This is a genomic window from Synechococcus sp. CS-1326 (genome assembly GCF_025128115.1).
GTDB lineage: Bacteria > Cyanobacteriota > Cyanobacteriia > PCC-6307 > Cyanobiaceae > Regnicoccus.
This window is the reverse complement of sequence record NZ_JAHLYV010000027.1, coordinates 112,752-137,743: the sequence shown is the minus strand read 5'-3', so window position 1 is coordinate 137,743 and position 24,992 is coordinate 112,752. Positions and strand designations below refer to the sequence as shown.

General features: G+C 67.9%; 22 protein-coding genes. 16 read left to right on the top strand and 6 right to left on the bottom strand.

All coding sequences use genetic code 11. The features are described from left to right. Window positions 1–135 precede the first annotated feature (135 nt). The 10 genes from trpD (at window position 136) to KQ307_RS10800 (ending at window position 11,185) form a co-directional block, all read left to right on the top strand. Window positions 136–1,191, top strand: a complete 1,056-nt coding sequence (trpD, locus tag KQ307_RS10845; protein WP_259727949.1) for an anthranilate phosphoribosyltransferase — start codon at window positions 136–138, stop codon at window positions 1,189–1,191. Beyond that, entirely contained in the window at window positions 1,188–2,369 is a 1,182-nt protein-coding gene (gene carA / locus KQ307_RS10840; RefSeq protein WP_259727948.1) for a glutamine-hydrolyzing carbamoyl-phosphate synthase small subunit, read from the top strand. The genes trpD and carA overlap by 4 nt, the downstream gene beginning before the upstream one ends. Before the next feature lie 102 nt (window positions 2,370–2,471). Next, window positions 2,472–2,822, top strand: coding sequence for an STAS domain-containing protein (locus KQ307_RS10835; protein WP_259727947.1), 351 nt, complete (start codon window positions 2,472–2,474; stop codon window positions 2,820–2,822). A 37-nt stretch (window positions 2,823–2,859) separates the two neighbouring features. After that, window positions 2,860–3,246 carry a ribonuclease III domain-containing protein gene (locus tag KQ307_RS10830; protein WP_259727990.1) on the top strand — a complete coding sequence of 129 codons (387 nt, stop codon included), beginning with the start codon at window positions 2,860–2,862 and terminating at the stop codon, window positions 3,244–3,246. Window positions 3,247–3,452: 206 nt separating this feature from the next. Then, window positions 3,453–4,850: a 23S rRNA (guanosine(2251)-2'-O)-methyltransferase RlmB gene (gene rlmB, locus KQ307_RS10825; RefSeq protein WP_399254062.1), complete on the top strand. Its 1,398-nt coding sequence runs from the start codon at window positions 3,453–3,455 to the stop codon at window positions 4,848–4,850. A gap of 64 nt (window positions 4,851–4,914) precedes the next feature. Next, window positions 4,915–5,163 carry a DUF1816 domain-containing protein gene (locus KQ307_RS10820; RefSeq protein ID WP_259702326.1) on the top strand — a complete coding sequence of 83 codons (249 nt, stop codon included), beginning with the start codon at window positions 4,915–4,917 and terminating at the stop codon, window positions 5,161–5,163. Between the two features lie 30 nt (window positions 5,164–5,193). Continuing rightward, on the top strand, window positions 5,194–6,654 hold the full coding sequence (gene gatA, locus KQ307_RS10815) for an Asp-tRNA(Asn)/Glu-tRNA(Gln) amidotransferase subunit GatA (RefSeq protein WP_259702325.1): 1,461 nt from the start codon (window positions 5,194–5,196) through the stop codon (window positions 6,652–6,654). 190 nt (window positions 6,655–6,844) lie between these two features. Further along, window positions 6,845–7,099 (top strand): type II toxin-antitoxin system Phd/YefM family antitoxin, encoded by a 255-nt coding sequence (locus KQ307_RS10810; protein WP_259702324.1) that lies wholly within the window; start codon window positions 6,845–6,847, stop codon window positions 7,097–7,099. Continuing rightward, window positions 7,099–7,485 carry a type II toxin-antitoxin system VapC family toxin gene (locus KQ307_RS10805; RefSeq protein WP_259702323.1) on the top strand — a complete coding sequence of 129 codons (387 nt, stop codon included), beginning with the start codon at window positions 7,099–7,101 and terminating at the stop codon, window positions 7,483–7,485. The genes KQ307_RS10810 and KQ307_RS10805 overlap by 1 nt, the downstream gene beginning before the upstream one ends. A gap of 193 nt (window positions 7,486–7,678) precedes the next feature. Next, window positions 7,679–11,185 carry a DNA polymerase III subunit alpha gene (locus KQ307_RS10800; protein WP_259702322.1) on the top strand — a complete coding sequence of 1,169 codons (3,507 nt, stop codon included), beginning with the start codon at window positions 7,679–7,681 and terminating at the stop codon, window positions 11,183–11,185. A 499-nt stretch (window positions 11,186–11,684) separates the two neighbouring features. Here the strand turns inward: KQ307_RS10800 and KQ307_RS10795 are convergent, their stop codons facing one another. The 4 genes from KQ307_RS10795 to ruvA all read right to left on the bottom strand — a co-directional run bounded on the left by KQ307_RS10795 (window position 11,685) and on the right by ruvA (window position 13,617). Further along, complete coding sequence (locus tag KQ307_RS10795) at window positions 11,685–12,035, bottom strand: CsbD family protein (protein ID WP_259727945.1); 351 nt, start codon at window positions 12,033–12,035, stop codon at window positions 11,685–11,687. A gap of 155 nt (window positions 12,036–12,190) precedes the next feature. After that, the gene (locus KQ307_RS10790) at window positions 12,191–12,640 is read right to left on the bottom strand and encodes a PAM68 family protein (RefSeq protein WP_259702319.1); all 450 of its coding nucleotides are present in this window, start codon (window positions 12,638–12,640) and stop codon (window positions 12,191–12,193) included. A 9-nt stretch (window positions 12,641–12,649) separates the two neighbouring features. After that, entirely contained in the window at window positions 12,650–12,919 is a 270-nt protein-coding gene (gene rpsO, locus KQ307_RS10785; RefSeq protein ID WP_259702318.1) for a 30S ribosomal protein S15, read from the bottom strand. 53 nt (window positions 12,920–12,972) lie between these two features. Further along, window positions 12,973–13,617: a Holliday junction branch migration protein RuvA gene (ruvA, locus tag KQ307_RS10780; protein ID WP_259702317.1), complete on the bottom strand. Its 645-nt coding sequence runs from the start codon at window positions 13,615–13,617 to the stop codon at window positions 12,973–12,975. Between the two features lie 22 nt (window positions 13,618–13,639). Here ruvA and KQ307_RS10775 point away from each other — a divergent pair, with 22 nt between their 5' ends. The 4 genes from KQ307_RS10775 (at window position 13,640) to KQ307_RS10760 (ending at window position 19,197) form a co-directional block, all read left to right on the top strand. After that, window positions 13,640–14,089: a hypothetical protein gene (locus KQ307_RS10775; RefSeq protein ID WP_259702316.1), complete on the top strand. Its 450-nt coding sequence runs from the start codon at window positions 13,640–13,642 to the stop codon at window positions 14,087–14,089. A gap of 174 nt (window positions 14,090–14,263) precedes the next feature. Beyond that, on the top strand, window positions 14,264–15,334 hold the full coding sequence (locus KQ307_RS10770) for an HlyD family secretion protein (protein WP_259702315.1): 1,071 nt from the start codon (window positions 14,264–14,266) through the stop codon (window positions 15,332–15,334). Next, window positions 15,331–18,072, top strand: a complete 2,742-nt coding sequence (gene rbbA, locus KQ307_RS10765) for a ribosome-associated ATPase/putative transporter RbbA (RefSeq protein ID WP_259702314.1) — start codon at window positions 15,331–15,333, stop codon at window positions 18,070–18,072. The genes KQ307_RS10770 and rbbA overlap by 4 nt, the downstream gene beginning before the upstream one ends. A gap of 3 nt (window positions 18,073–18,075) precedes the next feature. Beyond that, window positions 18,076–19,197 carry an ABC transporter permease gene (locus KQ307_RS10760; protein ID WP_259702313.1) on the top strand — a complete coding sequence of 374 codons (1,122 nt, stop codon included), beginning with the start codon at window positions 18,076–18,078 and terminating at the stop codon, window positions 19,195–19,197. 12 nt (window positions 19,198–19,209) lie between these two features. Here the strand turns inward: KQ307_RS10760 and KQ307_RS10755 are convergent, their stop codons facing one another. Then, window positions 19,210–20,133 carry a DMT family transporter gene (locus KQ307_RS10755; RefSeq protein ID WP_259702312.1) on the bottom strand — a complete coding sequence of 308 codons (924 nt, stop codon included), beginning with the start codon at window positions 20,131–20,133 and terminating at the stop codon, window positions 19,210–19,212. Window positions 20,134–20,203: 70 nt separating this feature from the next. On the opposite strand from KQ307_RS10755, the gene dnaG reads away from it, so the two are divergent. Next, the gene (gene dnaG / locus KQ307_RS10750; protein ID WP_259702311.1) at window positions 20,204–22,285 is read left to right on the top strand and encodes a DNA primase; all 2,082 of its coding nucleotides are present in this window, start codon (window positions 20,204–20,206) and stop codon (window positions 22,283–22,285) included. A 56-nt stretch (window positions 22,286–22,341) separates the two neighbouring features. Then, complete coding sequence (locus KQ307_RS10745) at window positions 22,342–23,661, top strand: Rieske 2Fe-2S domain-containing protein (protein ID WP_259702346.1); 1,320 nt, start codon at window positions 22,342–22,344, stop codon at window positions 23,659–23,661. A 3-nt stretch (window positions 23,662–23,664) separates the two neighbouring features. On the opposite strand, the gene KQ307_RS10740 is transcribed toward KQ307_RS10745, so the two are convergent. Continuing rightward, window positions 23,665–24,969 (bottom strand): Y-family DNA polymerase, encoded by a 1,305-nt coding sequence (locus KQ307_RS10740; protein WP_259702310.1) that lies wholly within the window; start codon window positions 24,967–24,969, stop codon window positions 23,665–23,667. Window positions 24,970–24,992: the final 23 nt, after the last annotated feature.

The window sequence follows — 24,992 nt, the reverse complement described above, 5'->3', positions numbered from 1 at the left end:
ATTGGTCAGATTCGCCCTTCCCGGGTGATAGTGGGAATGTCCCCATCACCCGGCCCGGCGTGCCTTGCACCCGGGCTTTTTTTTGGCGGCCTGGCAGCTGCGACTGATTACGCTCGGGATCCTGAGCTCCGATCGATGGCCCTATCCACCCCCTGGCCTGGCCTGCTGGAGTCGCTGCTGGAGGGAGTGTCCCTGGGCGAGGCCGAAGCCAGTGCGCTGATGCGGGGCTGGATCGACGGGCTGATCGAGCCAGAGCTCACCGGGGCCCTGCTGGCCGCCCTGCGGGCGAAAGGGGTGAGCGGCACTGAGCTGGCGGCGATGGCGCGGGTGTTGCGCGATGCCGTTGTTCTGCCCTGCGCGCGGCCGCCTCTCCCCTTGGTGGACACCTGCGGGACCGGAGGGGATGGCGCCGGCAGCTTCAACATCTCCACCGCCGTGGCGTTCGTGGCCGCCGCCTGCGGTGCGAGCGTCGCTAAACATGGCAACCGCAGCGCCAGCGGCAAGGTGGGCTCCGCCGATGTACTCGAAGCCCTCGGCCTCAACCTGCAGGCTCCCGCCCAAACGGTGGTCGGCGCCCTGCCCAGCAGCGGTGTGACCTTCCTGTTCGCCCCCGGCTGGCATCCTGCCCTGGTCGGCCTGGCGCCCCTGCGCCGCCGCCTCGGCATTCGCACCGTGTTCAACTTGCTGGGGCCCCTGGTGAACCCCCTTTCCCCCGAAGCCCAGGTGGTCGGCGTCGCCCGCCCTGAGTTGCTCGAACCGATGGCCGAGGCACTGAGCCAACTGGGCCTGGAGCGGGCCGTCGTCGTCCATGGCCATGGCGGCCTCGATGAGGCCTCCCTCTCTGGCCCCAGCGAGCTGAGGCTGGTGGAGAAGGGCGTGATTCGTGGCCTGCAGATCGACCCGCTCGCCATGGGGCTGGAGGCCGCTCCACTCGAAGCCCTGGCCGGTGGCGACCTCGAGACCAACCGGCGGATCCTCGAAACCGTGCTCCGCGGTGGCGGCAGCGCCGCCCATCGGGATGTGGTGGCCCTCAACACCGCCCTGGTGCTGTGGGCTGCCGGCAGGGCTCCTTCTCTCCAGGAGGGCCTGGATCAGGCACGCGCCAGCCTGGCCTCCGAAGCCGCCTGGCACAGGCTGCTGGCCCTGCGCCAGGCCCTGGATCCCTTGTCCGCCGAGACAGCTGCACAATGATCGAAGCCACCAGCCTGGCCCCCTTGACCATTGCCCCTCCCCCTGCCAGCAGCGAGGCCCTGCTGGTGCTGGCCGATGGCACCGTGCTGCGCGGCAAGGGCTTCGGAGCGCGAGGGACGGCGATCGGCGAAGTGGTGTTCAACACCGGCATGACCGGCTATCAGGAGGTGATCACCGATCCCAGCTATGCCGGCCAGCTGATCACCTTCACCTATCCGGAGCTGGGCAACACCGGGATCAACCCCGAGGACCAGGAGGCCGATGGGCCCCAGGTGCGGGGCGTGATCGCCCGCCAGCTCGCCCCCCGCCCCAGCAGTTGGCGTTCCAGCGCCAGTCTCGACAGCTGGCTGGCCCAGCATCACGTCGTGGGGATCGAGGGAGTCGACACCCGTGCCCTGGTCCGCCGCTTGCGGGAGGGCGGCGCCATCAACGGGGCGATCAGCAGCGACGGCAGCGATCCTCAAGTCCTGCTGGAGCAGGTTCGCAGCAGCCCCTCGATGGAGGGGTTGAACCTGGCGGAGCAGGTGAGCACCAAAGCGGCCTATCGGTGGGACCAGCTCTGCCCGGCCGGATTCGACCAGCGCCTGCAGCCGCGGCCGAAGCGGCCCTACCGGGTGGTGGCCATCGATTTCGGTATCAAGCGTGCCATCCTCGAGCGCCTCTCGGCCCATGGCTGCGCGATCGATGTGCTGCCAGCGACCAGCTCGATCGAGCAGGTGCTGGCGCTCGATCCCGAGGGCGTCTTCCTCTCCAACGGTCCTGGCGATCCGGCGGCGGTCCAGGCGGGCATCCACCTGGTGGAGGGGCTGCTCAAACAAGCCGACCTTCCCCTGTTCGGGATCTGTCTCGGCCATCAGATCCTCGGGCTGGCCCTCGGCGGCAGCACCTACAAGCTGGTGTTCGGTCACCGGGGCCTGAACCATCCCTGTGGTGGCAGGGGGGTGGTGGAGATCACCAGCCAGAACCACGGCTTCGCCATCGAGGCGGCTTCCCTGCCCGGCGACCGGGTCGAGATCACCCACCACAACCTCAATGACGGCACGGTGGCTGCCCTGCGCCACCGCCACCAGCCGGTCTTCGGTGTGCAATATCACCCGGAAGCCAGCCCCGGGCCCCACGACGCCGACCACCACTTCAGCCGCTTCGTGGCGTTGATGGCCGAACGGCGCAGCCTCTGAAGCGGGCCTTTCTGGGTGGCAACGATCCCAGCTTCCGTTGACTCTCTACACTTCGGTCGCCGTTTCGCATCGAGGCCTGCGGAGATTCCTGAACTGCAGCGATTGACCGTGTCCCTGCGGGGTGGCTTCGAGAAGCAGGCCCTCTGCCTGCTGTTCAGCTTCACGGGCCAACTGGATGCCTATTCGGACAAACAGTTCAAGGACTTCATCGTTCTCCACCAGGGCAACAGCACACTGCCCATTGTTCTCGATCTGACCCACATCGATTTCATCGACTCCTCCGGCCTTGGCGTGCTGGTGCAACTCGCCAAGCTCTGCAGCGATGCGAGCATCCGGTTCCTGGTGGTGGGCAATGCCCGTGTTGTTCAGACGGTCAAACTGGTGCGGCTTGAGGAGTTCCTCCATCTGCAGAGCGATCTGAACGCGGCCCTCCGTGCCCTCACCACCAGCTGATCCGGCCTCTTCCGACTGGCTGCGTCAGCGCCAGGCGATGCGGGGCAGCGAGCTGGGCCCCCTCCAACTGGCCTGGCTGGGGGATGCTGTCTGGGAGCTCCATCAGCGCCTGCGTCAGTGCCGCGAGGCCGGGCGCAGCGACACCCTGCATCGGGCGGTGGTGGAGGAAGTCCGCGCCGGGGCCCAGGCCGCCGCCCTGGTGCGGCTGGAACCGCTGCTCAGCGACATGGAACGGGACTGGGTCCGCCGGGGAAGGAATCGGGCCGGACGGGGACCAAGGCGTGGCGATCCGGCCACGTACGCACAGGCCACGGGATTTGAGACAATGGTGGGCTGGCTCTTTCTGCGGAACCCCGGACGGCTCGCTCAGCTGCTGGATCATCTTGAACAGCCCGGACCCGACCCATTGCCTGAACGTCCATGACCCAACGATTTGAGCGCCGCAGGCCGAAGGGGTCAGATGGAGGCGGCGAGCGGTCCGCCCAAGGTCCACGCGGAGGCAAACCTGCCCGCTTCAGTGGTCCAAGGCCCGACTGGCGGAGCGCTCCTCCGGATCGCGACGGCCGTGATGGGCGTGAAGGGCGTGAAGGGCGCGGCGAATCCAGGCCAGTTGAGCGTCGCGAGCGCTTCTTGAAACCCAGCGGTGAGGGACGCCCCACCCGAGTGATCCCGGCCCGGCCCGGCGCACGCCGCAGCGATCCAGCCGGCAGGCCCACCGGAGCCAAGCCCGCCTACGGGAAACCCAGCTTCGGCAGGCCATCTTTTGGTGGAAAGCCCTCCTTTGGGGGCAGGCCCTCATTCGGTGGCAAGCCAGCCTTCGGAGCAAGGCCAGCGGCGGCGAATCGCTCGATCGAGGGCAAGCCACCCTTCGGCAAGCCGAGCTTCGAGCGATCCCGCTTCGGGGACAGGCGTCCAACCACCTCCCACCGGTCCGTGAGCGAACGGGAGGACAACCTCGAACCCAGCGGTGAATCGGAGCGGTTCGGCGCCGAGCCTGCCGAAGACATGATCTGGGGCCGCCATTCAGCCCAGGCCACCCTGGAGAGTGAGCGACCCATTCATCGCATCTGGTGCACCCCAGAGCTTCGCTTCGCCCCGCGCTTCCTGCAGTTGCTGCGCGAAGCCAAGGCGGGCGGTGTGCTGGTCGAAGAGGTGAGCTGGGCCCGCCTCGGCCAGCTCACCGGCGGCGCGGTCCACCAGGGGATCGTGCTCCAGGTGGCCGCCGCCGACACCCTGGATCTCGAGAGCCTGATCGAAGGGTGCCGTGACATTGGCGAACCGCCCCTGCTGATGGCCGTCGACGGGCTCACCGACCCTCACAATCTGGGGGCGATCGTGCGCAGCGCCGAGGCCCTCGGCGCCCATGGGCTGGTGTTGCCCCAGCGGCGCAATGCCGGACTGACTGGATCGGTGGCCAAGGTGGCCGCGGGGGCGCTGGAGCATCTCCCTGTCGCCAAGGTGGTGAACCTCAACCGATCCCTCGAGCAGCTCAAGGACGAGGGCTACCGCGTCGTCGGCCTGGCCGAGGAGGGCACGGTCAGCCTGATCGAGGCCGATCTCGACGGCCCCCTGGTGGTGGTCACGGGCTCGGAATCCCAGGGGCTCTCGATGCTGACCCGCAAGCACTGCGACCAGCTGATCCGCATCCCGCTGCGCGGCGCCACGCCGAGCCTGAACGCTTCGGTGGCCACCGCCCTGCTGCTCTACGAAGTGGCCCGCCGCGGCTGGATGAAGCCGATCACCGGCACGGCACCAGCTCCCCGGATCGTGCGGCCCCAGTTGCCCCACCAGGCCGCTTCCGTGCCGGAATCGGCTGCGATCGACCTTGAGCTCGATCCTGATCCCAGCCTCAACTCTGATCCCCTACTCGATCCTGAGACAGAGACAGAGACAGTTGCAGAGGCAGAGACAGTTGCAGAGGCAGAAACAGCGCCCGACCCGGCGGCGGCGGATCCTGCCGTGGCCGAGGCGGTGGCCCCAGAACCTGAAGAGCTGCCCGCCAGCTTTGCGGGGGACATCGAACTGTGAGCGACGACAAGCGCGGCCCGGTCAGGCAGGTCAAGGGCACAATGGGCCCAGACGATCGTCTTCCATGAACGCGCTCCTTCAACCCCTGCGCAGCCTGGCCAATGGTCTTGGCCTGGCCTGGTGGGCGAAGGTCCAGACCGAATCCCCGGACGTCATCTACTGGTTCGGTCCCTTCCTCAGGCGTCGGGAGCTGGAGAACAAGCTGCCGGCCTTTCTGGCCGATCTGCAGGCCGAGGCACCCGCCTCGCTCAGCCATGAGGTGGTCCGTCTCAACCGGGGCGAACCGCTCACCGAACTGCTCGGGCCTGGCTGATAGCGTCGGCCGATCGCCGCAACAGATGCAATGGGGATCGCCGAATGGCGTGAGCGGCTGCAGAGCGGAGAGCTCTCCGCCCGGGAGCTCACCGATCAGCATCTGGCCCGGATCGCAGCGGTGGAGCCCACCGTTCATGCCTTCCTGGAGGTCACCACCGAGCGGGCCCGCGCCGATGCCGACCGCATCGATGCGGCCCGCGCCGCCGGCGAGGCACTGCCACCGCTGGCCGGCATCCCCCTGGCCATCAAGGACAACCTCTGCACCAAGGGCATCACCACCACCTGCTCCAGCCGCATGCTGGAGCACTTCGTGCCGCCCTACGAATCCACCGTCACCGAGCGGCTGTGGCAGGCCGGCGCCGTGCTGCTGGGCAAGACAAACCTCGACGAGTTCGCCATGGGCAGCTCGACGGAAACCTCCGCCTTCGGGCCGAGCCGCAACCCCTGGGATCCCGAGCGGGTGCCGGGCGGCAGCTCCGGCGGCAGTGCGGCGGCGGTGGCCGCCGGTGAAGCGGTGGCCGCGCTCGGCTCCGACACCGGCGGCTCGATCCGCCAGCCCGCCGCCTTCTGCGGCGTGGTGGGGCTCAAACCCACCTACGGCCGGGTGAGCCGCTGGGGGCTGGTGGCCTTCGCCAGCTCGCTGGATCAGGTGGGTCCGTTCAGCAGCAGCGTGGCCGATGCCGCCGAGCTGCTGCAGGTGATCGCCGGCGCCGACCCCCGCGACAGCACCTGCCTGCAGGCCCCCGTGCCGGATTACCGGGCCGCGCTGCGGCAACCCATCACCGGTCTGCGCGTGGGTCTTGTGCGCGAATGCTTCGAGCAGGAGGGGCTGGATCCCCAGGTGAAGGCGTCGGTGCTGGCGGCCGCCGCCCAGCTGGAGGCGCTCGGCTGCGAGCTGGTGGAGGTGAGCTGCCCCCGCTTCAACGACGGCATCGCCACCTATTACGTGATCGCTCCGTCGGAGGCGTCGGCCAACCTGGCCCGCTACGACGGCGTGAAATACGGCTTCCGCTCCGGGCAAGCCGGCAGCCTGGCAGAGATGACCGCCCGCAGCCGCGCCGAGGGCTTCGGTGATGAGGTGCAGCGCCGCATCCTGATCGGCACCTACGCCCTCTCGGCTGGCTATGTGGATGCCTTCTACAAAAAGGCCCAGCAGGTGCGCACCTTGATTCGCCGCGACTTCGACGCCGCCTTCGGCCAGGTGGATGTGTTGCTCACCCCCACCTCGCCCACCACCGCCTTCCGCTTCGGCGCCCACGCCGACGACCCCCTGGCGATGTACCTGGCCGATCTGCTCACGATTCCAGCCAACATGGCGGGCCTGCCGGCGATCAATGTGCCCTGCGGCTTCGACGACGGCGGCCTGCCGATCGGCCTGCAGCTGATCACCGGTGTGCTGGAGGAGCCGCGCCTGCTGCAGGTGGCCCACCACTACGAACAGGCGGCGCGGGTGATGGACAACCGGCCGGTGGCGGCGCTGGTGGCCTGAGCTTGTGGGCTGAGCAGCCTTCCGCCAGTTCGAAGGTGGTCTCCTTGGTGTGCCACTAGGTGTGCCACTTGATGTGCGCCTTTTTGGGGGCCGATGCCAGCCCTGCCGAGCCAGAGATCCACAGCCCCCTGAAGCTCTCTGAGGAGCTGGTCTGACTAAGTTAGTGTGGGAGGAAACGGGCTGTTTGCCCATGCGACAAGCCAACCTCTACGCAGCAAAAGCCCAGCTCTCCGAGTTGGTTCAGGCCGCCCTCGACGGTGAGGAGGTCTGGATCGCCCGGGCGGGCAAACCACTGGTGCGGCTGGTGCCGGGCAGCCCCGCCCACCGGTTGGGCGGGCGGGGATCGCTGGATCTGGAGGCAGGTTGCATCGATGCCGCCTTCGCCCCGGAGGTTGAGGGCGCGGTGGCGGCCTTGCTCGGTGGCGAATCCGAGGGATGGCTCTGATGGCCGCTGGAGGCGGCTACCTGCTCGACACCTGCGTGCTGCTTTGGTGGCTGAGCGGGGACCAACGCCTCTCCAGGGAATGGGAGGAACGGTTGTGTGGGGCCCGCTGTCTGGTCAGCGCCGCCTCGATCTGGGAGGCAGCCATCAAACATCAGCTGGGCAAGCTGCCGGTGTCCCCTCAGGCCCTGGTCAAAGCAGCCCAGCAGGCGGGTTTCGCGTTGCTGGCGATCACCCCCGACCATGCCGCCGCCACGGCGCTCCTGCCTCCCCACCACAAAGACCCGTTCGATCGCCTGCTGATCGCCCAGGCCCGCTCAGAAGGGGTGCTCCTGCTCAGCGACGACCGTGCCCTGAAGGACTACGGACCTGGCGTGATGCTCCTGTGAGATCACGATCAACGTACGCAGGGAAACTCTGCTGGATCGGCAATAGGACCAGCTGCCAATCGCCTTGATCGGCATCATCACCTGAGCGCAGCGGCTGCACACCCCAGATCTGGTGTCTGCAGCCCCGCACGGCCCGGCAGAGAGCCTGGATCTAGTGGTTTTCCCCTAGGCTGGCGGCAGCGACCCACTGCCCTTGGCCTTCGTTCCGCTCCACAACCACAGCGACTACAGCCTGCTGGACGGGGCCAGCCAGTTGCCGCAGATGGTGGAGCGGGCCGTGGAGCTGGGCATGCCGGCCCTCGCCCTCACTGATCACGGGGTGATGTATGGCGCAATCGAGCTGCTGAAGCTGTGCACCAAGGCAGGCATCAAGCCGATCATCGGCAATGAGATGTATGTGATCAACGGCTCGATCGAGGATCCGCAGCCGAAGAAAGAACGCCGCTACCACCTGGTGGTGCTCGCCAAGAATGCCACCGGCTACCGCAACCTGGTGAAGCTCACCAGCATCAGCCACCTGCGCGGCATGCGCGGCCGGGGCATCTTCTCCCGCGCCTGCGTCGACAAGCAGCTGCTGACGCAGTACAGCGAAGGCCTGATCGTGGCCACCGCCTGCCTGGGCGGTGAGATTCCCCAGGCGATTCTGCGCGGCCGCCCGGATGTGGCCCGTGATGTGGCCCGTTGGTATCAGGAGCTGTTCGGCGCCGATTTCTACCTGGAGATCCAGGATCACGGCTCGCCGGAAGACCGGATCGTGAACGTGGAGATCGTGCGCATCGCCGCTGAACTCGGCATCGAGCTGATCGCCACCAACGACGCCCACTACCTCACCAGCGGTGATGTGGAAGCGCACGACGCCCTGCTCTGCGTCCTCACCGGCAAGCTCGTCACCGACGTCAAGCGCCTGCGTTACACCGGCACCGAATACATCAAGAGCGAGGCGGAGATGGGCCGCCTGTTCGCCGATCACCTCGAGCCAGCGGTGGTGGCCCGTGCCATCGCCAACACCGCCGCGGTGGCCGAAAAAGTGGAGGCCTACGACATCCTCGGCCGCCAGCAGATGCCGCGCTTCCCGATCCCGACCGGGCACACGGCGGTGAGCTATCTGCGCGAGGTGAGTGAGCAGGGCCTGCGGCAGCGGCTGGGGCTCTCGGCCGCTGATCCGTTCGAGCCCGTGTATGGCGAGCGGCTGGCCTTCGAGCTGCAGGTGATGGAGCAGATGGGCTTCCCCACCTACTTCCTGGTGGTGTGGGATTACATCCGCTACGCACGCGAGCAGGGCATTCCGGTGGGTCCGGGCCGGGGCTCGGCGGCAGGCTCGCTGGTGGCCTATGCGCTTGGCATCACCGCACTCGATCCGGTGGAGCACGGGCTGCTGTTCGAGCGCTTCCTCAACCCCGAACGCAGGTCGATGCCGGACATCGACACCGACTTCTGCATTGAGCGGCGCAGCGAGGTGATCGATTACGTCACCCAGCGCTATGGCGACGACAAGGTGGCCCAGATCATCACCTTCAACCGCATGACCTCCAAGGCGGTGCTGAAGGATGTGGCCCGCGTGCTCGACATCCCCTACGGCGATGCCGACCGCCTCGCCAAGCTGATTCCGGTGGTGCGCGGCAAACCCGCCAAGCTCGCCGAGATGATCGGGCCGGAGTCACCGGCGGTGGAGTTCCGCGAAAAGTATGAAAACGATGCCAATGTGCGCCGCTGGGTGGACATGGCCCGCCGCATCGAGGGCACCAACAAAACCTTCGGTGTGCACGCCGCCGGGGTGGTGATCGCCGCCGAACCGCTCGATGAGCTGGTGCCGCTACAACGCAACAACGACGGCCAGGTGATCACCCAGTACTTCATGGAAGACGTGGAGGCGATGGGGCTGCTGAAGATGGACTTCCTCGGCCTCAGAAATCTCACCATGATCGATAAAACGGTGGATCTGGTCGAGCAGGGCAGCGGTGAACGCATCGACCCCGATGCCCTGCCGGCCAATGATCCCGGCACCTATGAGCTCCTGGCCCGCGGGGATCTCGAAGGCATCTTTCAGCTGGAATCCAGCGGCATGCGCCAGATCGTGCGCGACCTCAAACCCTCCTCACTGGAAGACATCTCCTCGATCCTGGCGCTCTACCGCCCCGGCCCGCTTGATGCCGGACTGATCCCTAAATTCATCAACCGCAAGCACGGCCGCGAAGCGATCGATTTCGCTTGCCCGGCCCTGGAGCCGATCCTCAAGGAAACCTACGGGATCATGGTGTATCAGGAGCAGATCATGCGGATCGCCCAGGATCTGGCCGGCTATTCGCTCGGAGAAGCGGATCTGCTGCGCCGCGCCATGGGCAAGAAGAAGGTGTCGGAGATGCAGAAACACCGCAGCCAGTTCGTGGAAGGTGCCACGGCGCGGGGCGTGAACGCCACGGTGGCCGAAGCCCTGTTCGAGCAGATGGTGCTGTTCGCCGAATACTGCTTCAACAAGAGCCACTCCACCGCCTACGGCGCCGTCACCTATCAGACCGCCTACCTCAAGGCCCATTACCCGGTGGCCTATATGGCCGCCCTGCTCACGGTGAATGCCGGAGCCACCGACAAGGTGCAGCGTTACATCGGCAACTGCCAATCGATGGGCATCGAGGTGATGCCACCCGATGTGAATGCCTCCGGCATCGACTTCACCCCCACCGGCGATCGCATCCTGTTCGGTCTCTCGGCGGTGCGCAACCTCGGTGATGGCGCCATCCGCCAGCTGCTGGAGGCTCGCCTCACCGGTGGGCCCTTCACCTCCCTCGCCGATCTCTGCGACCGGCTGCCGGCCGGCCTGATCAACCGGCGGGCGCTGGAATCGCTGATCCACTGCGGCGCCCTCGATGCCCTCGAGCCCAACGCCAACCGCGCCCAGCTGATGGCCGATCTCGATCTGGTGCTGGATTGGGCGGGCAGCCGCGCCCGCGACCGGGCCAGCGGCCAGGGCAATCTGTTCGATCTGCTCGGCTCCGCTGCCGCCCCTGAACCGGCCACAGCCCCCCGGGCCGCTGCGGTCGCCGACTATCCCCCCAACGAGAAGTTGAAGCTGGAGAAGGAACTGGTGGGCTTCTACCTCTCCGATCACCCGCTCAAGCAGCTGAGCCGGCCGATGCGGCTGCTCACCCCGATCTCCCTGGCCAGCCTGGAGGAGCAGCCCGACAAGGCCCGCGTCAGCGTGGTGGCGATGGTGGCGGACATCAGGGCCCTCACCACCCGCAAGGGCGATCGGATGGCGGTGCTGCAACTGGAAGATCTCAGCGGCAGCGCTGAAGCGGTGGTGTTTCCGAAAACCTTCGCCCGCCTCGCCGACCATCTGATGCTGGATGCCAGGTTGCTGGTCTGGGCTTCGGTGGACAGGCGGGACGAGCGGGTGCAGCTGATCCTCGATGACTGCCGCGCCATCGATGCGCTGCAGTTCCTGATGGTGGAACTGCAGGCCGAAGACGCCGCCGACATCGGTGTGCAGCATCAGTTGCGCGAATGCCTGGTGCGCCACCGGCCCGACCAGGAGGAAGCGGGGGTACGGGTGCCGGTGGTGGCGATGGTGCGCCAGGCCAGTGAGTCGCGCTATGTGCGGCTGGGCTATCAGTTCTGCGTGCGCGATGGCGCTGCCGCCCTGGACACACTCACCGCCGCATCGTTCACAGCCCGGCTGCGCTCACCGCTGCAGCTGGTCTGAGGGGTGATATCACGGAATCATGGCAAGCACTCAACGCTGTGATCAGAGCCTGTACCTGCGGACTGCCTCCTGCTTGCAGTTCACCTGAGCCGCATTCAGGGAGCGACCAAGGTCGAGATGCCTGAGAAAGCATTGACAGGTGAACTGGGTCAACCCTGCCGGCACAGCCAGGCCGGAACGCTCCACTTCCGTATTGACGGCAAGCTGACAGAAACGCATCACGATGTTGCTCTGATCGAGGGTTCTGGCCTGGGTGGCCATCGGAGAAGCCGAGATCAAACCACAACCGGCTATCCCAGCAACAGACCTGATCGCATGCAGCAAGGCAATACCTGATAACGAAAAACGACGCGAGCGCTGAAGATCAACCGCAGGCTTATCAGCGCTGAACAGCCGCCCCGCAGGGCGAGGGGAAGCTGCACAAGCCTGGATGCACTGTGGCCGGGATCGTCTGGCCAAAAGGGCTTGCCTCGCCAGAGGCCAGCTGTTCAGGCGGGGATCATTTGATCTTGTCGGCTGCCTTTGCTGCCGAATCCGCCAATGAGTCAGCCGCAGACTTCACACCTTGCTTGAGATCGGACCCAGCCTGCATCGCTGCAGCCTGCACCTGCTTGGCCTGTCCTTTGATCGTTTCGCCGGGATCACCCATGAGTTCTCCGTGGGCGGCCTGGAGCCGGCCTTCCACTTGCTTGGCGGAGGCGGAGAGATCTTTGGACTTGATGTTGGCAGCAAACGGTGCGTTGGCTGGGTGGCTGGTCATGGCAATGGCCGGGGCCTGAAAAACCAACGAGCCGATCAGGACGATCACCGCAAGAATCAAGCCCATCGGGTTTCCCTTGTTCGTAGTCATGGCTGGGTGGCTCTGCAAGAACACCCCACCACTAGCCAGCCATGCCGAAGCCCGCCACACAAAGTCGACAGAAACCCGCTTGCAGTCGCAGCAAGCCCGGCCATCGGACATCCGTCCGTCTTCCGTCAGTCGGCCCCAACGGCCTGGGCTGGGCCTCAGGCCTTGCCCCCCTGCCGCATCGCCTTGAGCGAAGCACCCACCCGCCGCAGGTTCAGCCCGATCTGCTCAGCACCGAACCAACTGCCGGCCGCTTCCTCCCAGCTGGCCGACAGCACCCCGTAGCTCAGCCCGAGCAGGCCAAGCAGAAAACAGCCACCGGAAGCGGCCAGAGTGGCCACGGTGGGGATGGCGAGGATGTCACGGCTCACCAGCAGGTAGCTGGCCACGAAAACGGCCATACCGAGGAACGAGGGCACCCCGGTGGCGATCGCGATGCGGCGGGCCATGCGGTTGGCCACCGCCGATGGGATCACCTGGGAGCCTGAGGTCCTGGCGGCTTTGGACGTTGCCGGTTTGGCCTTGGGCTGCGGCTTGCCCCCACCGGCAGCCCTGGCGGCCGCAGCTCGGTCGGGCTTGAACGGCAGGGGCTTGCGCTTCGCTGCCATGGCGAGAGATCAGCCCCGGATGCCGAGCTTGGCGATCAGCTGGCTGTAGCGCTCTTCGCTCTGGGCGCGGAGGTAGCCGAGCAGCCGCTTGCGACGGCCGATCATCTTGAGCAGCCCCTGGCGGGAGGAGAAGTCGTGCTTGTTCTGCTGGAGATGGCCGGTGAGCTGGACGACCCGCTCGCTCAACATCGCCACCTGGACCTCAACGGAGCCGGTGTCGGTGCCGTGGGTCTGATGGCCGTTGATCAGCTCCTGTTTTTTGGTGGTATTGAGCGGCATGCCGACGTTGAGCCCTGACGGTGCAAACCGACAACCTACCGTCCCGGCGGCCCTCAGGCGACCTGCTGGGACAGCCAGCGCAAACTCTCCCGCAACCAGTCATCGGCTCCCAGCTCCGGTGCCAGTCCCTGGCGGCCCACCGCCCGCAGGGCCCGGTTGATCTCAAGGGGCTCGTAACCAAGCGCCGTCAGGGTGATCTGAACATCGTCGCGGGTGGTTGACGCCGGCTGGCTGGCGGCATCGACGGCCAGCTCACCGGGATCCGTCTCATCGAAATCCACCGCCTCTGCCAGCTTGCTGCGCAGTTCCACGGACAGCCGCTCGGCGGTGCGCCTGCCCACCCCGGGCGCCTTGGCCAGCAGCCGCAGATCGGCCTGCACGATCGCCCTGACCAACTCCTCGGTCGGCATCGCCCCGAGCAGCGCCAGGGCCATCTGGGGGCCGACGCCGCTGACCGCCACCAGCAGACGGAACAGGTCACGTTCATGGCGGGCCCCGAAGCCGAACAGGGTCCAGCTGTCCTCGCGGATGGCCTGGTGGATGTAGAGCACCAGGCTGCTGCCGGCCGGCGGCAGGCCATCCCAGTGGCGCCGGGTGAGCTGCACTTCGTAGCCCACCCCCTGGCAGGCGAGCAGCAGACCGCAGCGATTGCCCTGCTGCCACTGCTCCGCCACGGTGCCCTGCAGCCAGCCGATCATGGGGACACGTTGAAGATCTCCCATGCTGCCCGCTCTGCCCGTTGACGCCAGTCGTCGGTTGCGGCCGCTGCCGGCGCTGCTGGTGCTGCTGCTGGCCCTGCTGCTGAGCCTGACGGGCTGCCAGGGCGTCGGCCAGCCGCCCCGGCAGGTGTTGCTGGATGCCCTGGAGTTGCAGATCGCCCTGACCCAGCAATCGATCGCCCAGGCACTCGACCTGCCGCCGCCGGGACCGCCCCAGGTGAGCCGGGTGCGGGTGGCGCGGCAGGAGGCCATCACGATCGGGGAAGCCAGGGGGCTGCACCTCACCGGCCAGTTCGACTGGCGGCTGGCGGAGGACCCCTACCGGGTCGACAGCGGCTTCGAGTTGTTTCTCCAACGGGGTGAAAAGGGCCAGAGCTGGCGCCTGGCCCGGCCCAGGGACCAGAACGGCAGCCCCGGCTGGGTGAGCGATCCTCTGCCGCTCAAGGGATAGGCGCCCGGCTCACCAGTGTTTTCACGGTGATGCCGCTTCAGCGGCCGCTGGCGCCAGCTCCATGTCGACTTGCTGACGGAATCGCAGCCGCTCGGTCAGGAGTCAGCCTTCTGGCTAAGACGACAGAAAAGTTCTTCCTCCGCCTGGTCGTCCGATCGTTCCGAGCACCCCACGATGATCCGAGGCCGCTGGCTGCTGGTGCTGGGCGGCCTGCTCGTGGCCGGGGGAGGCGCTGGCTTCGCCGTCTGGCAGGCCTCCAGGCCGACGCAGCTTCCTGACAGCTTCGCGCGTGGCAACGGAAGGATCGAGGCGGTGGAAATCGACGTGGCCACCAAAGCGGCAGGCCGGATTGATCAGGTGCTCAAGGACGAGGGGGACTTCGTCGTGCGCGGCCAGGTCCTGGCCAGGATGGATACCGACGTGCTGACGGCACAGCTGAGGGGAGCGCAGGCGGATCTGCGCAAGGCCACCAGGGCCGTCGAAACGGCCGAGAGCACCGTGTTGCAGCGGCGCAGTGAACGCACCGCCGCCGAAGCCGTCGTTGTGCAGCGCAGCGCCGAGCGCGAAGACACCCGCCGCCACCGGCGCCGCCAGGAGCAGCTATTCGTCAGCGGTGCCGTCTCGGCCCAGGACCTCGACGATGCACGCGCCAGCTTCTACGGTGCCGATGCGGTGGTCGCCGCAGCCCAGGCGACCGTGGCGGCCAGCCGCGCCGCGATCAGCACGGCAGGTTCCCTGGTGATCGAAGCGGAGTCGTCGGTGACGGCCGCCCAGGCCCGGATCGAAGCGATCCGGGCCGACATCACCGACAGCCAGCTGAAGGCTCCCCGCGATGGGCGGGTCCAGTACCGCGTCGCCCAGCCCGGTGAAGTCCTGAGCGCGGGGGGGAAGGTGCTGAACATGGTCGACCTCTCCGACGTTTCGATGACCTTCTTTCTGCCAACGGACCAGGCCGGGCGGGTGCGGCTCGGCTCCGAGGTCCATCTGGTGCTGGATGCCGCTCCGCAGCTGGTGATCCCGGCGCAGGTCAGCTTCGTTGCCGACGTGGCCCAGTTCACCCCCAAGACAGTGGAAACGGCGATCGAACGCCAGAAGCTGATGTTCCGGATCAAGGCCCGGATCGATTCCGCCCTGCTCAAACGCCACATCCGCAGCGTCAAGACCGGGCTGCCCGGCATGGCCTATGTGCGGCTTGATCCCAGAGTCCCCTGGCCCGCGAATTTGACGGTGAAGGTGCCGGGTTGACGCCACCGGTCATCCAGTTGTGCGAGGTGCGGTTGCAGTTCGGCGCGACCTGCGCCCTCGCCGGCGTCAGCCTCGACGTGGCCAGCGGCATGCTCAGCGGCCTGGTCGGCCCGGATGGGGTGGGGAAGTCGAGCCTGCTGGCGCTGGCGGCCGGAACCCGGCGGGTGCAGCAGGGCCAGGTGCTCGTCCTCGGCGGTGACATGGCCAACCCACGCCACCGCCGCCAGGTGTGCCCCCGCATCGCCTACATGCCCCAGGGCCTCGGCAACAACCTCTCCCCGACGCTCACCGTCAACGAGAACGTGGATTTCTTCGCGCGCCTGTTCGGCCTCGGACGCACGGAGCGTCGCAGCCGCCGCGCCGCCCTGCTGGAGCGCACCGGGCTGGGCCGCTTCGGCAGCCGCCCTGCCGGCCAGCTCTCCGGCGGAATGAAGCAGAAGCTCGGCCTCTGCTGCGCCCTGATCCACAACCCCGACCTGCTGATCCTCGATGAACCCACCACCGGGGTCGATCCGCTCTCGCGCCGTCAGTTCTGGGACCTGATCGCCGGCATCCGACGCGAACACACAGCGATGAGCGTGCTGGTGGCCACCGCCTCGATGGAGGAGGCGGCCAGCTTCGACTGGCTGGTGGCGATGGACAACGGCCGCGTGCTCAGCAGCGGCAGCCCAGTGGAGTTGCTGCAGCGCACCGGCACCACCACGCCGGAGGCCGCCTTCATCGCCCTGCTGCCGGAGGCGAGGCGCCAGGGACACCACCCGGTCACCATTCCGGCCCGCCCACCGGGCGATGGCCAGGTGGCGATCGAGGCCATTGAGCTCAGCAAACGCTTCGGCACATTCCTTGCCGTGGACCGCGTCAACGTGCGGATCGAGCGTGGCGAGATCTTCGGCTTCCTCGGCTCCAACGGCTGCGGGAAGTCGACCACGATGAAAGTGCTGGCAGGGCTGCTGCCGGCCAGCTCCGGCCAGGTGCGCCTCTTCCAGCGGCCGCTCAACGCCGACGACCTCCGCACCCGGCGCCGGGTGGGATACATGTCGCAGGCGTTCTCGCTGTACAGCGAGCTGACGGTTCATCAGAACCTGGTGCTGCACGCTCGGTTGTTCCAGGTACAGGCGGCGGAGATCACCGCCCGTTGCGCCGACCTGATGCAGCAGTTCGGCCTGGGGGATTTCGCTGACGCCTTGCCGGGGACCCTGCCGCTGGGGGTGCGCCAGCGGCTGTCGCTGGCGGTGGCCCTGGTGCACCGGCCCGAGCTGCTGATCCTCGATGAGCCCACCTCGGGGGTCGATCCGATCGCCCGGGACATCTTCTGGCAGAAACTGATCGATCTCTCGCGCAGCGATCACGTCACGATCTTCCTCTCGACCCACTTCATCAACGAGGCACAGCGCTGCGATCGCCTCTCGCTGATGCATGCCGGCCGGGTCCTGGTCAGTGACACCCCCGCCGGCCTGATGGTGCGGCGGGGCGCCGCCACGCTCGAGCAGGCCTTCATCGGCTACCTGGAGGAGGCGAGCGGAGCCACAGACGCCAACCCCTCTGCCGCCGCGATCACCGCTGCCGCGCCCCCTCCGGCCGGCCTGGAGCGTTCGCCATGGGAGGGGAAGGGCTTCAGCCTGCAACGGCTGGGCAGCTACACCAGGCGCGAAGCCCTGGAACTGAGCCGCGACCCGATCAGGATCACCACGGCGGTGCTCGGCAGCCTCTTCCTGATGGTGGTGATGGCCTTCGGCATCAACATGGATGTGGAGGATCTGCCCTACGCCGTGCTCGACCGCGACGACAGCACGGCGAGTCGGGAGTACGCGCTGAACCTGGCCGGATCGCGCTACTTCATCGAACATCCACCCCTGGATGGCTACGACGCCCTTGATCGACGCATGCGCTCCGGGGAGCTGAGCGTGGCGATCGAGCTGCCACCGGGCTTCGGGCGTGATCTGAAGCGCGGCGACCCGGCGGCGATCGGCGCCTGGATCGACGGTTCGATGCCGCTGCGGGCTGAAACGGTGCGCTCCTATCTGCAGGGCGTCCATGGCCAGTGGCAGACCGACCGGGCCCGGCGTCAGCTGGGCCAGTCCAGCGCACCGGCCGCCGCCAGCATCGAGACACGATTTCGATACAACCCCGACATCCTCAGCCTGGTGGCGATGGTGCCGGCCACGATCCCGATCCTGCTGCTGCTGATCCCGGCGATCCTGGCGGCGCTCTCGGTGGTGCGGGAAAAGGAGCTGGGCACGATCGTCAATTTCTACGCCACCCCCGTGACCCGGCTGGAGTTCCTGCTCGGCAAGCAACTGCCCTACGTGGCCCTGGCCATGGTGAACTACACCCTGCTCACCCTCTTGGCGGTCACGCTGTTCGCCGTGCCGCTGACCGGCAGCGTGGCGGCGCAGGCCAGCGGTGCCCTGATCTATGTGACCTGCGCCACCGGTCTTGGGCTGCTGATCTCGACCCTGGTGCGCACCCAGATCGCCGCCCTGTTCACCACCGCGGTGCTGACGATCCTGCCGGCCACCTCCTTCTGCGGACTGCTCGATCCGGTCTCCTCCCTCCAGGGGGCCGGTGCACTGATCGGGGCGATCTACCCCACCGCCCATGCACTCACCATCTCCACCGGCACGTTCTCCAAGGAACTGGGCTTCGGCGATCTGCTCCGACCTTTCACCGCCCTGCTGATGACGGTGCCGGTGCTGCTGGGGTTGTCCGTTCTTTTCCTGAACAAACAGGAGACCTGAGCCATGCGCGGCGCCAACATCTATCACCTGGGCCTCAAGGAGCTGTGGAGCCTGGCCCGAGACCCGATCATGCTGATGATGATCGTCTTCGTCTTCACGATGTCGGTCTATGCGGGGGCCACGGTGTTGCCGGAAACGCTCCATCTGGCGCCGATCGCGATCGTCGACGAGGACCGCTCGCCTCTCTCTGAACGCATCATCGCCGCCTTTGAAGCTCCCTACTTTCTGCCGCCGCAGCTGATCGAGCAGCCGCTGATGGACGAGCGCATGGATGCGGGCCTGGACACCTTCGCCCTGGTGATCCCCTCCGGCTTCCAGCGCGATGTGCTGGCCAGGCGCTCACCGGCGATTCAACTCAATGTGGATGCCACCCGGGTCAGCCAGGCGCTCACGGGCAGCGGCTATGTCCAATCGATCGTCAGCACCGAGGTGCAGACCTTCGTTCAGCACAGCCAGGCAACACCGCCAGCGGCGGTGGACCTGGTGATGCGCATGCGCTTCAACCCCGAACTCACCAAGACCTGGTTCGGTGCCGTGAACAAGTTGATCGACAACATCACCCTGCTCGCCATCGTGCTCACCGGAGCGGCCCTGATCCGGGAGCGCGAACGGGGCACGATCGAGCACCTGCTGGTGATGCCGGTCACCCCCTTCGAGATCATGGCCAGCAAGGTCTGGTCGATGGGCCTGGTGGTGCTCAGCGCCGGGTTGCTCTCCCTGCGGATCGTGGTGAGCGGCTGGCTGGCGGTGCCATTGGCCGGCTCCCTGCCGCTGTTCGCCGCCGGAGCGGCTCTCTACCTTTTCGCTGCCACCTCACTGGGAATCTTCCTCGGCACCTTCGCCCGTTCGATGGCCCAGTTCGGCCTGTTGCTGATGATGGTGTTGCTGCCGCTGCAGATGCTTTCAGGCGGTGTCACCCCTCGCGAAAGCATGCCGGAACTGGTTCGCACCCTGATGCTGGCAGCACCAAGCACCCATTTCGTGATGCTGGCCCAGGGCATTCTTTTCCGTGGAGCCACGTTCATGGTGGTCTGGCCTCAGTTTCTGGCCTTGCTGCTGATCGGATCGGTGTTCTTTGCTGTGGCCCACGCCCGCTTCCGCAGCGCGATCACGGCGATGGCCTGACGGCCTGACGCTTCAGCGGCCCAGGCTCAGCAGGGTGGAGCCGAGCACCAGGCCGGCGGCGGTGAGGATGTCGGGATCGAGGGATTCGCCGAACCAGAGCAGCCCCCAGAGGGCCGCGAGCGGCACCTGCACGTAGCTGAGCGCCGTGGCGCGGGCCGCCGGCATGGCCATCAGGCCGCGGGTCAGGGCCAGCTGGCCCAGCTGGGTGAACACCCCCACCCCCAGCAGCCAGCCCCATTCCGCCGGCCTGGGTGCCACCGGATTCAGCAGCACCAGCGGCAGGCTGAGCGGCAGGGCCATCAGCGGGAAATAGAACACCACCACCAGCGGGTGTTCGCTGCGGCGCAAGGCGCGCACGCTCACGTAGGCCAGGGCCGACAGCAGCGCACCGGCCAGGGCGAACAGCAGCGGCCCGGTGGGCAGAGCCACGCCGGCCGCTGTGCCCACTGGCTGGAAGACGGCCAGGGCGGCGGGATCGGTGAGCAGCAGCACGCCCAGCCAGCCCAGGGCCACCGCCAGCCACACCCGGGCGCCGGGCCGTTCGCCCAGCAGCGGCCAGGCCAGCAGGGCGGTGAAGGTGGGATGCAGGTATTGCAGCACCGTGGCCACCGCCAGCGGCAGGCCGGCGATCGCCAGAAACACGCAGTAGAGGCCGGCGGTGCCGAGCACGCCGCGACTCACCAGCAACCACCGGCGCTGTCCCCAGGGCGAGAGGCCCGCCCGGCGCAGCAGCCACCAGCTGATCAGCAGGCTCACCACCGAACGGGCCAGCACCACCTGAGCCACTGGCAGCCGGCCGCCCAGCGCCTTGACGCACACCCCCATCAGGCTGAAGGCCAGGGCGCTGAGCAGCATGTCCATGCCGGATCCCAGCCGAGCCGGCTCAAGGCCAGAGTCGTTGACCCTAGGCAAGGCAACGCCGGCAACGGTGGCCATGGCATCTCCCCACCTCTGGTGGCGTCAGGCAGAATGGCTGCCATCAAGCCCCTACAGGTAGCGCCGTTCCTTGAGCCCACCGGCACCTCAGGCCCGCCTTCACCCCCGCACGATCGAGGCCGTCAAGGAGCGCGCCGACATCGTCGATGTGGTGGGCGAGCACGTGGTGCTCAAGAAGAAGGGCCGCGAGTTCGTGGGGATCTGCCCCTTCCACGACGACAAATCGCCGTCGATGACGGTCTCGCCCGCCAAGCAGTTCTATTACTGCTTCTCCTGCGGCGCCGGCGGCAACGCGATCAAGTTCCTGATGGAGCTGCAGCGCAACAGCTTCAGCGATGTGGTGCTGGAGCTGGCACGCAAATACCAGCTGCCGGTGGAAACGGTGGAGGGGCCGCAGCAGGAGCGCTTGCGCCAGCAGCTCTCGCGCCGCGAAGCGCTGCTGCGGGCCCTGGCGCTGGCCTCCGGCTGGTTCCGCAGCCAGCTGCGCAGCCCCGCCGGTGCCGCCGCCCTCGCTTACCTCAAGCAGCAGCGGGGCCTGAGCGAAACCACGCTGGAGAGCTTTGAACTCGGCTACGCGCCCGAGGCCTGGGATGGGCTGCTGAAGCACCTGCAGCAGGTGGAGGGGCTGGCACCGGAGCTGCTGGAGGCCGCCGGTCTGGTGGTGCCACGCAAGGGCGGCGACGGCTTCTACGACCGCTTCCGCCACCGGGTGATGGTGCCGATCCGCGACCGCCAGGGGCGGGTGATCGGCTTCGGCGGCCGCAGCCTCGATGGCGGTGAACCCAAATACCTCAACTCACCGGAAACGGAGGTGTTCGAGAAGGGCAAGCATCTTTTCGGCCTCGACCGCGCCACCAACGCCATCCGCAAGGACGACCAGGCGGTGGTGGTGGAGGGCTACTTCGATGTGATCGCCCTGCATGCCGCCGGCATCACCAATGCGGTGGCGGCGCTCGGCACGGCGCTCAGCAGCCAGCAGATCACCCAGCTGTGCCGTTGCTGCGACAGCCGCCGCCTCGTGCTCAACTTCGACACCGACGGCGCCGGTGTGCGGGCGGCGCAGCGGGCGATCGGCGAGGTGGAGCAGCTGGCCCTGCAGGGGCAGCTGGAGCTGCGGGTGCTGCACCTGCCCGCCGGCAAGGATCCCGACGACTTCCTCAAGGAGCATGGAGCGGGCGAGTACCGCGCCCTGCTGGAGCAGGCGCCGCTCTGGCTCGACTGGCAGATCGAGCAGGCGCTGGAGGGCAAGGACCTGGCCCGCTCCGATCAGTTCCAGCAGGCGGTGTCGGCCCTGGTGGCGCTGCTGGGCAAGCTGCCCCAGAGCGCCGTGCGCAGCCACTACCTGCAGCAGGTGGCCGAGCGCCTCTCCGGCGGCCAGGCACGCCTGGCCCAGAAGCTGGAGGAAGACCTGCGCCAGCAGGTGAAGGGCGAGCGCTGGCACGGCCGCGCCAGCCGCTGGGAAAAGCCCGGTGAGATCGGCCTGCGCGAGCGGGCCGAAGCGGAGCTGCTCCGCCTCTATCTCCATGCCGCCCGCCATCGCGGCGCGATCCGGCGCGAGCTGCGCCTGCGTGAGCTCGATGATTTCGCCCTCCAGCACCACCGCCTGCTCTGGGCGGCGATCAGCGAACGGGAGGAGGACAACCTCGGCGTCGGCCGGCTGGAAGCGATCAACCGTGGCGAGGATCCCGGCGACGACCTGGCCGATCTCGATCTGCCCCGCCTGCTGGCCGACCAGCTGCTGATGGAGCAGAGCGAGCTGCTCAACCGGCTCACCCCCCTGCTGGAGCCCGATGAGCTCCAGACCATGAATCTCTCGGCACCCCTGCTCCAGCTGCGCGGCACCGCGGCGGTGCTGGAGCGCCAGCGTTGCCTCAAGCGCTGTCGCCATCTGCTCGATGCCTGGCGGGGTCAGCGACTGGAAACCCTTGAACGTTGCATCGCCCTGCTGCTGGAGCAGGAAAAGACCGAAGCCGCAACAACGGTGGCCGTGAACATGGAAACCCGCATCGACGCCCTGTTCGCCGCGCTCAACGCCGATGCCCTGCGATTCCAGGAGCTCTATTACAACGAGCGGAAGCACATCTCTCACCTCGACCGCCAGCGTTGTCCCGGCCTGGCCGAGGCCCTCGCCGCCACCCCGACCGCCGCCTGATCGATAGCCCCGCCGGCCCTGCCAGCATCGGCAGCACCCAGTGCTTCCGCGGCGCCATGCCCTCCCTGTCTCACTCGTCCTGGCATCGCGCCTGGTACCCGGTGGCCTATCTCAAGGACCTCCGGCCAGACCGTCCCACCCCCTTCACCCTGCTCGGCGACGACCTGGTGATCTGGCGGGACCGACAGGCCAGCCAGTGGCGTGCCTTCGCCGATGTCTGTCCGCACCGGCTGGTGCCCCTTTCCCAGGGCCGCCTCAATGGGCGGGGCGAGCTGGAGTGCCCCTACCACGGCTGGAGTTTCGATGGCGAGGGGCATTGCACCATCATCCCCCAGGCCGAGGCCGGCAGCACGATCGACACACCGCGCAGCCGCTGCCACGCCTACGCCACCGCCGAAGGCCAGGGGATGCTGTTCGTCTTCGCCGGCGATCCCGCCGCAGCTGCCGCAGCGCCCCTGCCGCTGCTGCCGATGCTGGCGGAGGAGCCGGAGCAGTGGACGGTGCAGGACACCTTCCGCGACCTCCCCTACGACGCCCTCACCCTGCTGGAGAACGTGCTTGATGTGAGCCACGTGCCGTTCACCCACCACGCCACGGTGGGCAAGCGCGAGACGGCCGGACCGGTGAACCTGGAGCTGACCAGCAGCGGGCCGGAGGGCTTCACCGGCGTGTGGCCCGAGGGGCCGCGCCGCGGCACGCTCGGCACCCAGTTCACCACCTTCCAGGCCCCCTGCCTGATGTGGCACGACCTCACCGCCAAGGGGTTCGCCCGCATCCTCACCGTGGTGTACGCCACGCCGATCCGGCCGGGGGAGTGCCGGCTGTTCGCCCGCTTCCCCTTCCGCTTCGAATCAGCCCTGCCCCGCCGGCTGCTGAAGCTGCGGCCGGAATGGCTGCAGCACCTGGCCAACCACGTGGTTCTGGAAGACGACCAGGCCTTCCTGCACTGGCAGGAGCGGGTGCTGGAAGCCCGGGGCGGCAGCGACGGGCTGGCCCGCTCCTGTTATCTGGCCACCAGCTCCGATGCTTACGTGCGCGCCCTGCACGACTGGATCAGCGCTGGCGCTGGCAAGCCGTTCGGTGATGCCACGCTGCCGGAGCGGCTGGGGGAAACGCCGCTGCTGGAGCGCTACGAGAGTCACACCCGCCATTGCCGCAGCTGCTCCGGCGCCGACCGGCGCCTGGCCCAGCTGCAACCCATGCTCGCCGCCGTGCTGCTGCTGGCACTCGGCGGCGCCGCCTGGTGGGGAGCTTCAGCGGCGGCGGCCGGTGCGCTGGGGGTGGCGGTGCTGGCAGCGGCGGCCTGGTTCCAGGCCGGGCGCTGGCGGCGGCAGTTGCGCCATGGCCGGCCGGTGCCGCCGCGCAACCTGACCTGAGGCTCAGGCCAGCACCACCGGCAGATCGGCCAGCCGGGTGGTGGTGGCGCCTGAGAGGCGCTCCCGTTTCATCGCCCAGCTGGGGCGCAGACCGCAGGCCGCCCACTGCACCGTGCCGCGGCCGTAGCGGCGGTTGAGGCCATCGATCGTGGCCATCAGCGCCTCGCGGCGCTGCTGCTGCTCCGGCGACAGGGGAACAAGCAGATGGTGCTGCAACTGCTCCACCGGCTGCAGGTTCTGCAGCAGCACGCCGGCCTTCTGCAGGGGCTTGTGGGGGCGAAACAGACGCGCAGCCAGGGGCAGGGCGGCGGCCAGCAGCACGGCGGTGTCCTGGCTGGCCAGCGGCAGCGAGACGGTGGCGGCATTGGCGTAGAAGCTGGTGCCGTTGAAGGGGCTGCTGCGCACGAACACCGTGATCGTGCCGGCCCGCTGGCGCTGGCGGCGCAGCTTCTCGGCGGCGCGGCTGAGGTAGGTGGCGATCGCCTCCCGCAGGGCCGCCAGGCTGGTGACCGGCTCACTGAAGCTGCGGCTGACGCAGGTTTCCTGTTTGGCCGGCACCACGCTCTGCAGCAGCAGGCAGCTGTGGCCGCGCAATTCCTGCTGCAGACGCAGGCCCACCACCCCACAGCGGGCCCGCAGCTCGCCACTGGGCAGATCGCGCAGCTGGCGGGCATTGGCGATGCCGCGCAGACGGCACCAGCGCGAGAGCTTGCGGCCGATGCCCCAGACCTCTTCCACCGGCACCTGCTCCAGCCAGAGGTCGGGATCGGCCACGGCCCCCAGATCGAACACGCCCAGCGACTGCCCCGCCCGCTCGCCACCCGCCGGGTACCCGGAGCGCTTGGCCAGCCGGTTTGCCAGCTTGGCCTGGGTCTTGCTGGCGGCGATGCCCACCGCCACCGGCAGACCCAGGTGGCGCCGCACCTGCCGGCGCAGCGCCTGGCCCCAGGCCGTGAGATCTCCGCCGGCCGGCCGGTGCAGGCGGCCGAAGGCTTCGTCGATCGAATAGATCTCCAGCTCCTCCACCCAGGGCTCCAGGGTGGCCATCAGCCGCTGGCTCATGTCGGCGTAGAGGGCGTAGTTGGAGCTGCGCACCACCACCCCCTGGCGCTCCAGCTGGCGGCGCACCTGGAAGTAGGGGGTGCCCATGGCGATGCCGAGGGCGCGGGCCTCGGCGCTGCGGGCCACGATGCAGCCATCGTTGTTGGAGAGCACCACCAGCGGCCGGCCGATCAGGACCGGATCGAGGGCCGCCTCACAGGAGGCGTAGAAGTTGTTGCCGTCGATCAGCACGGTGGCGAGCGGCATCGGTTGGGCAGGGCGAGGGGTTC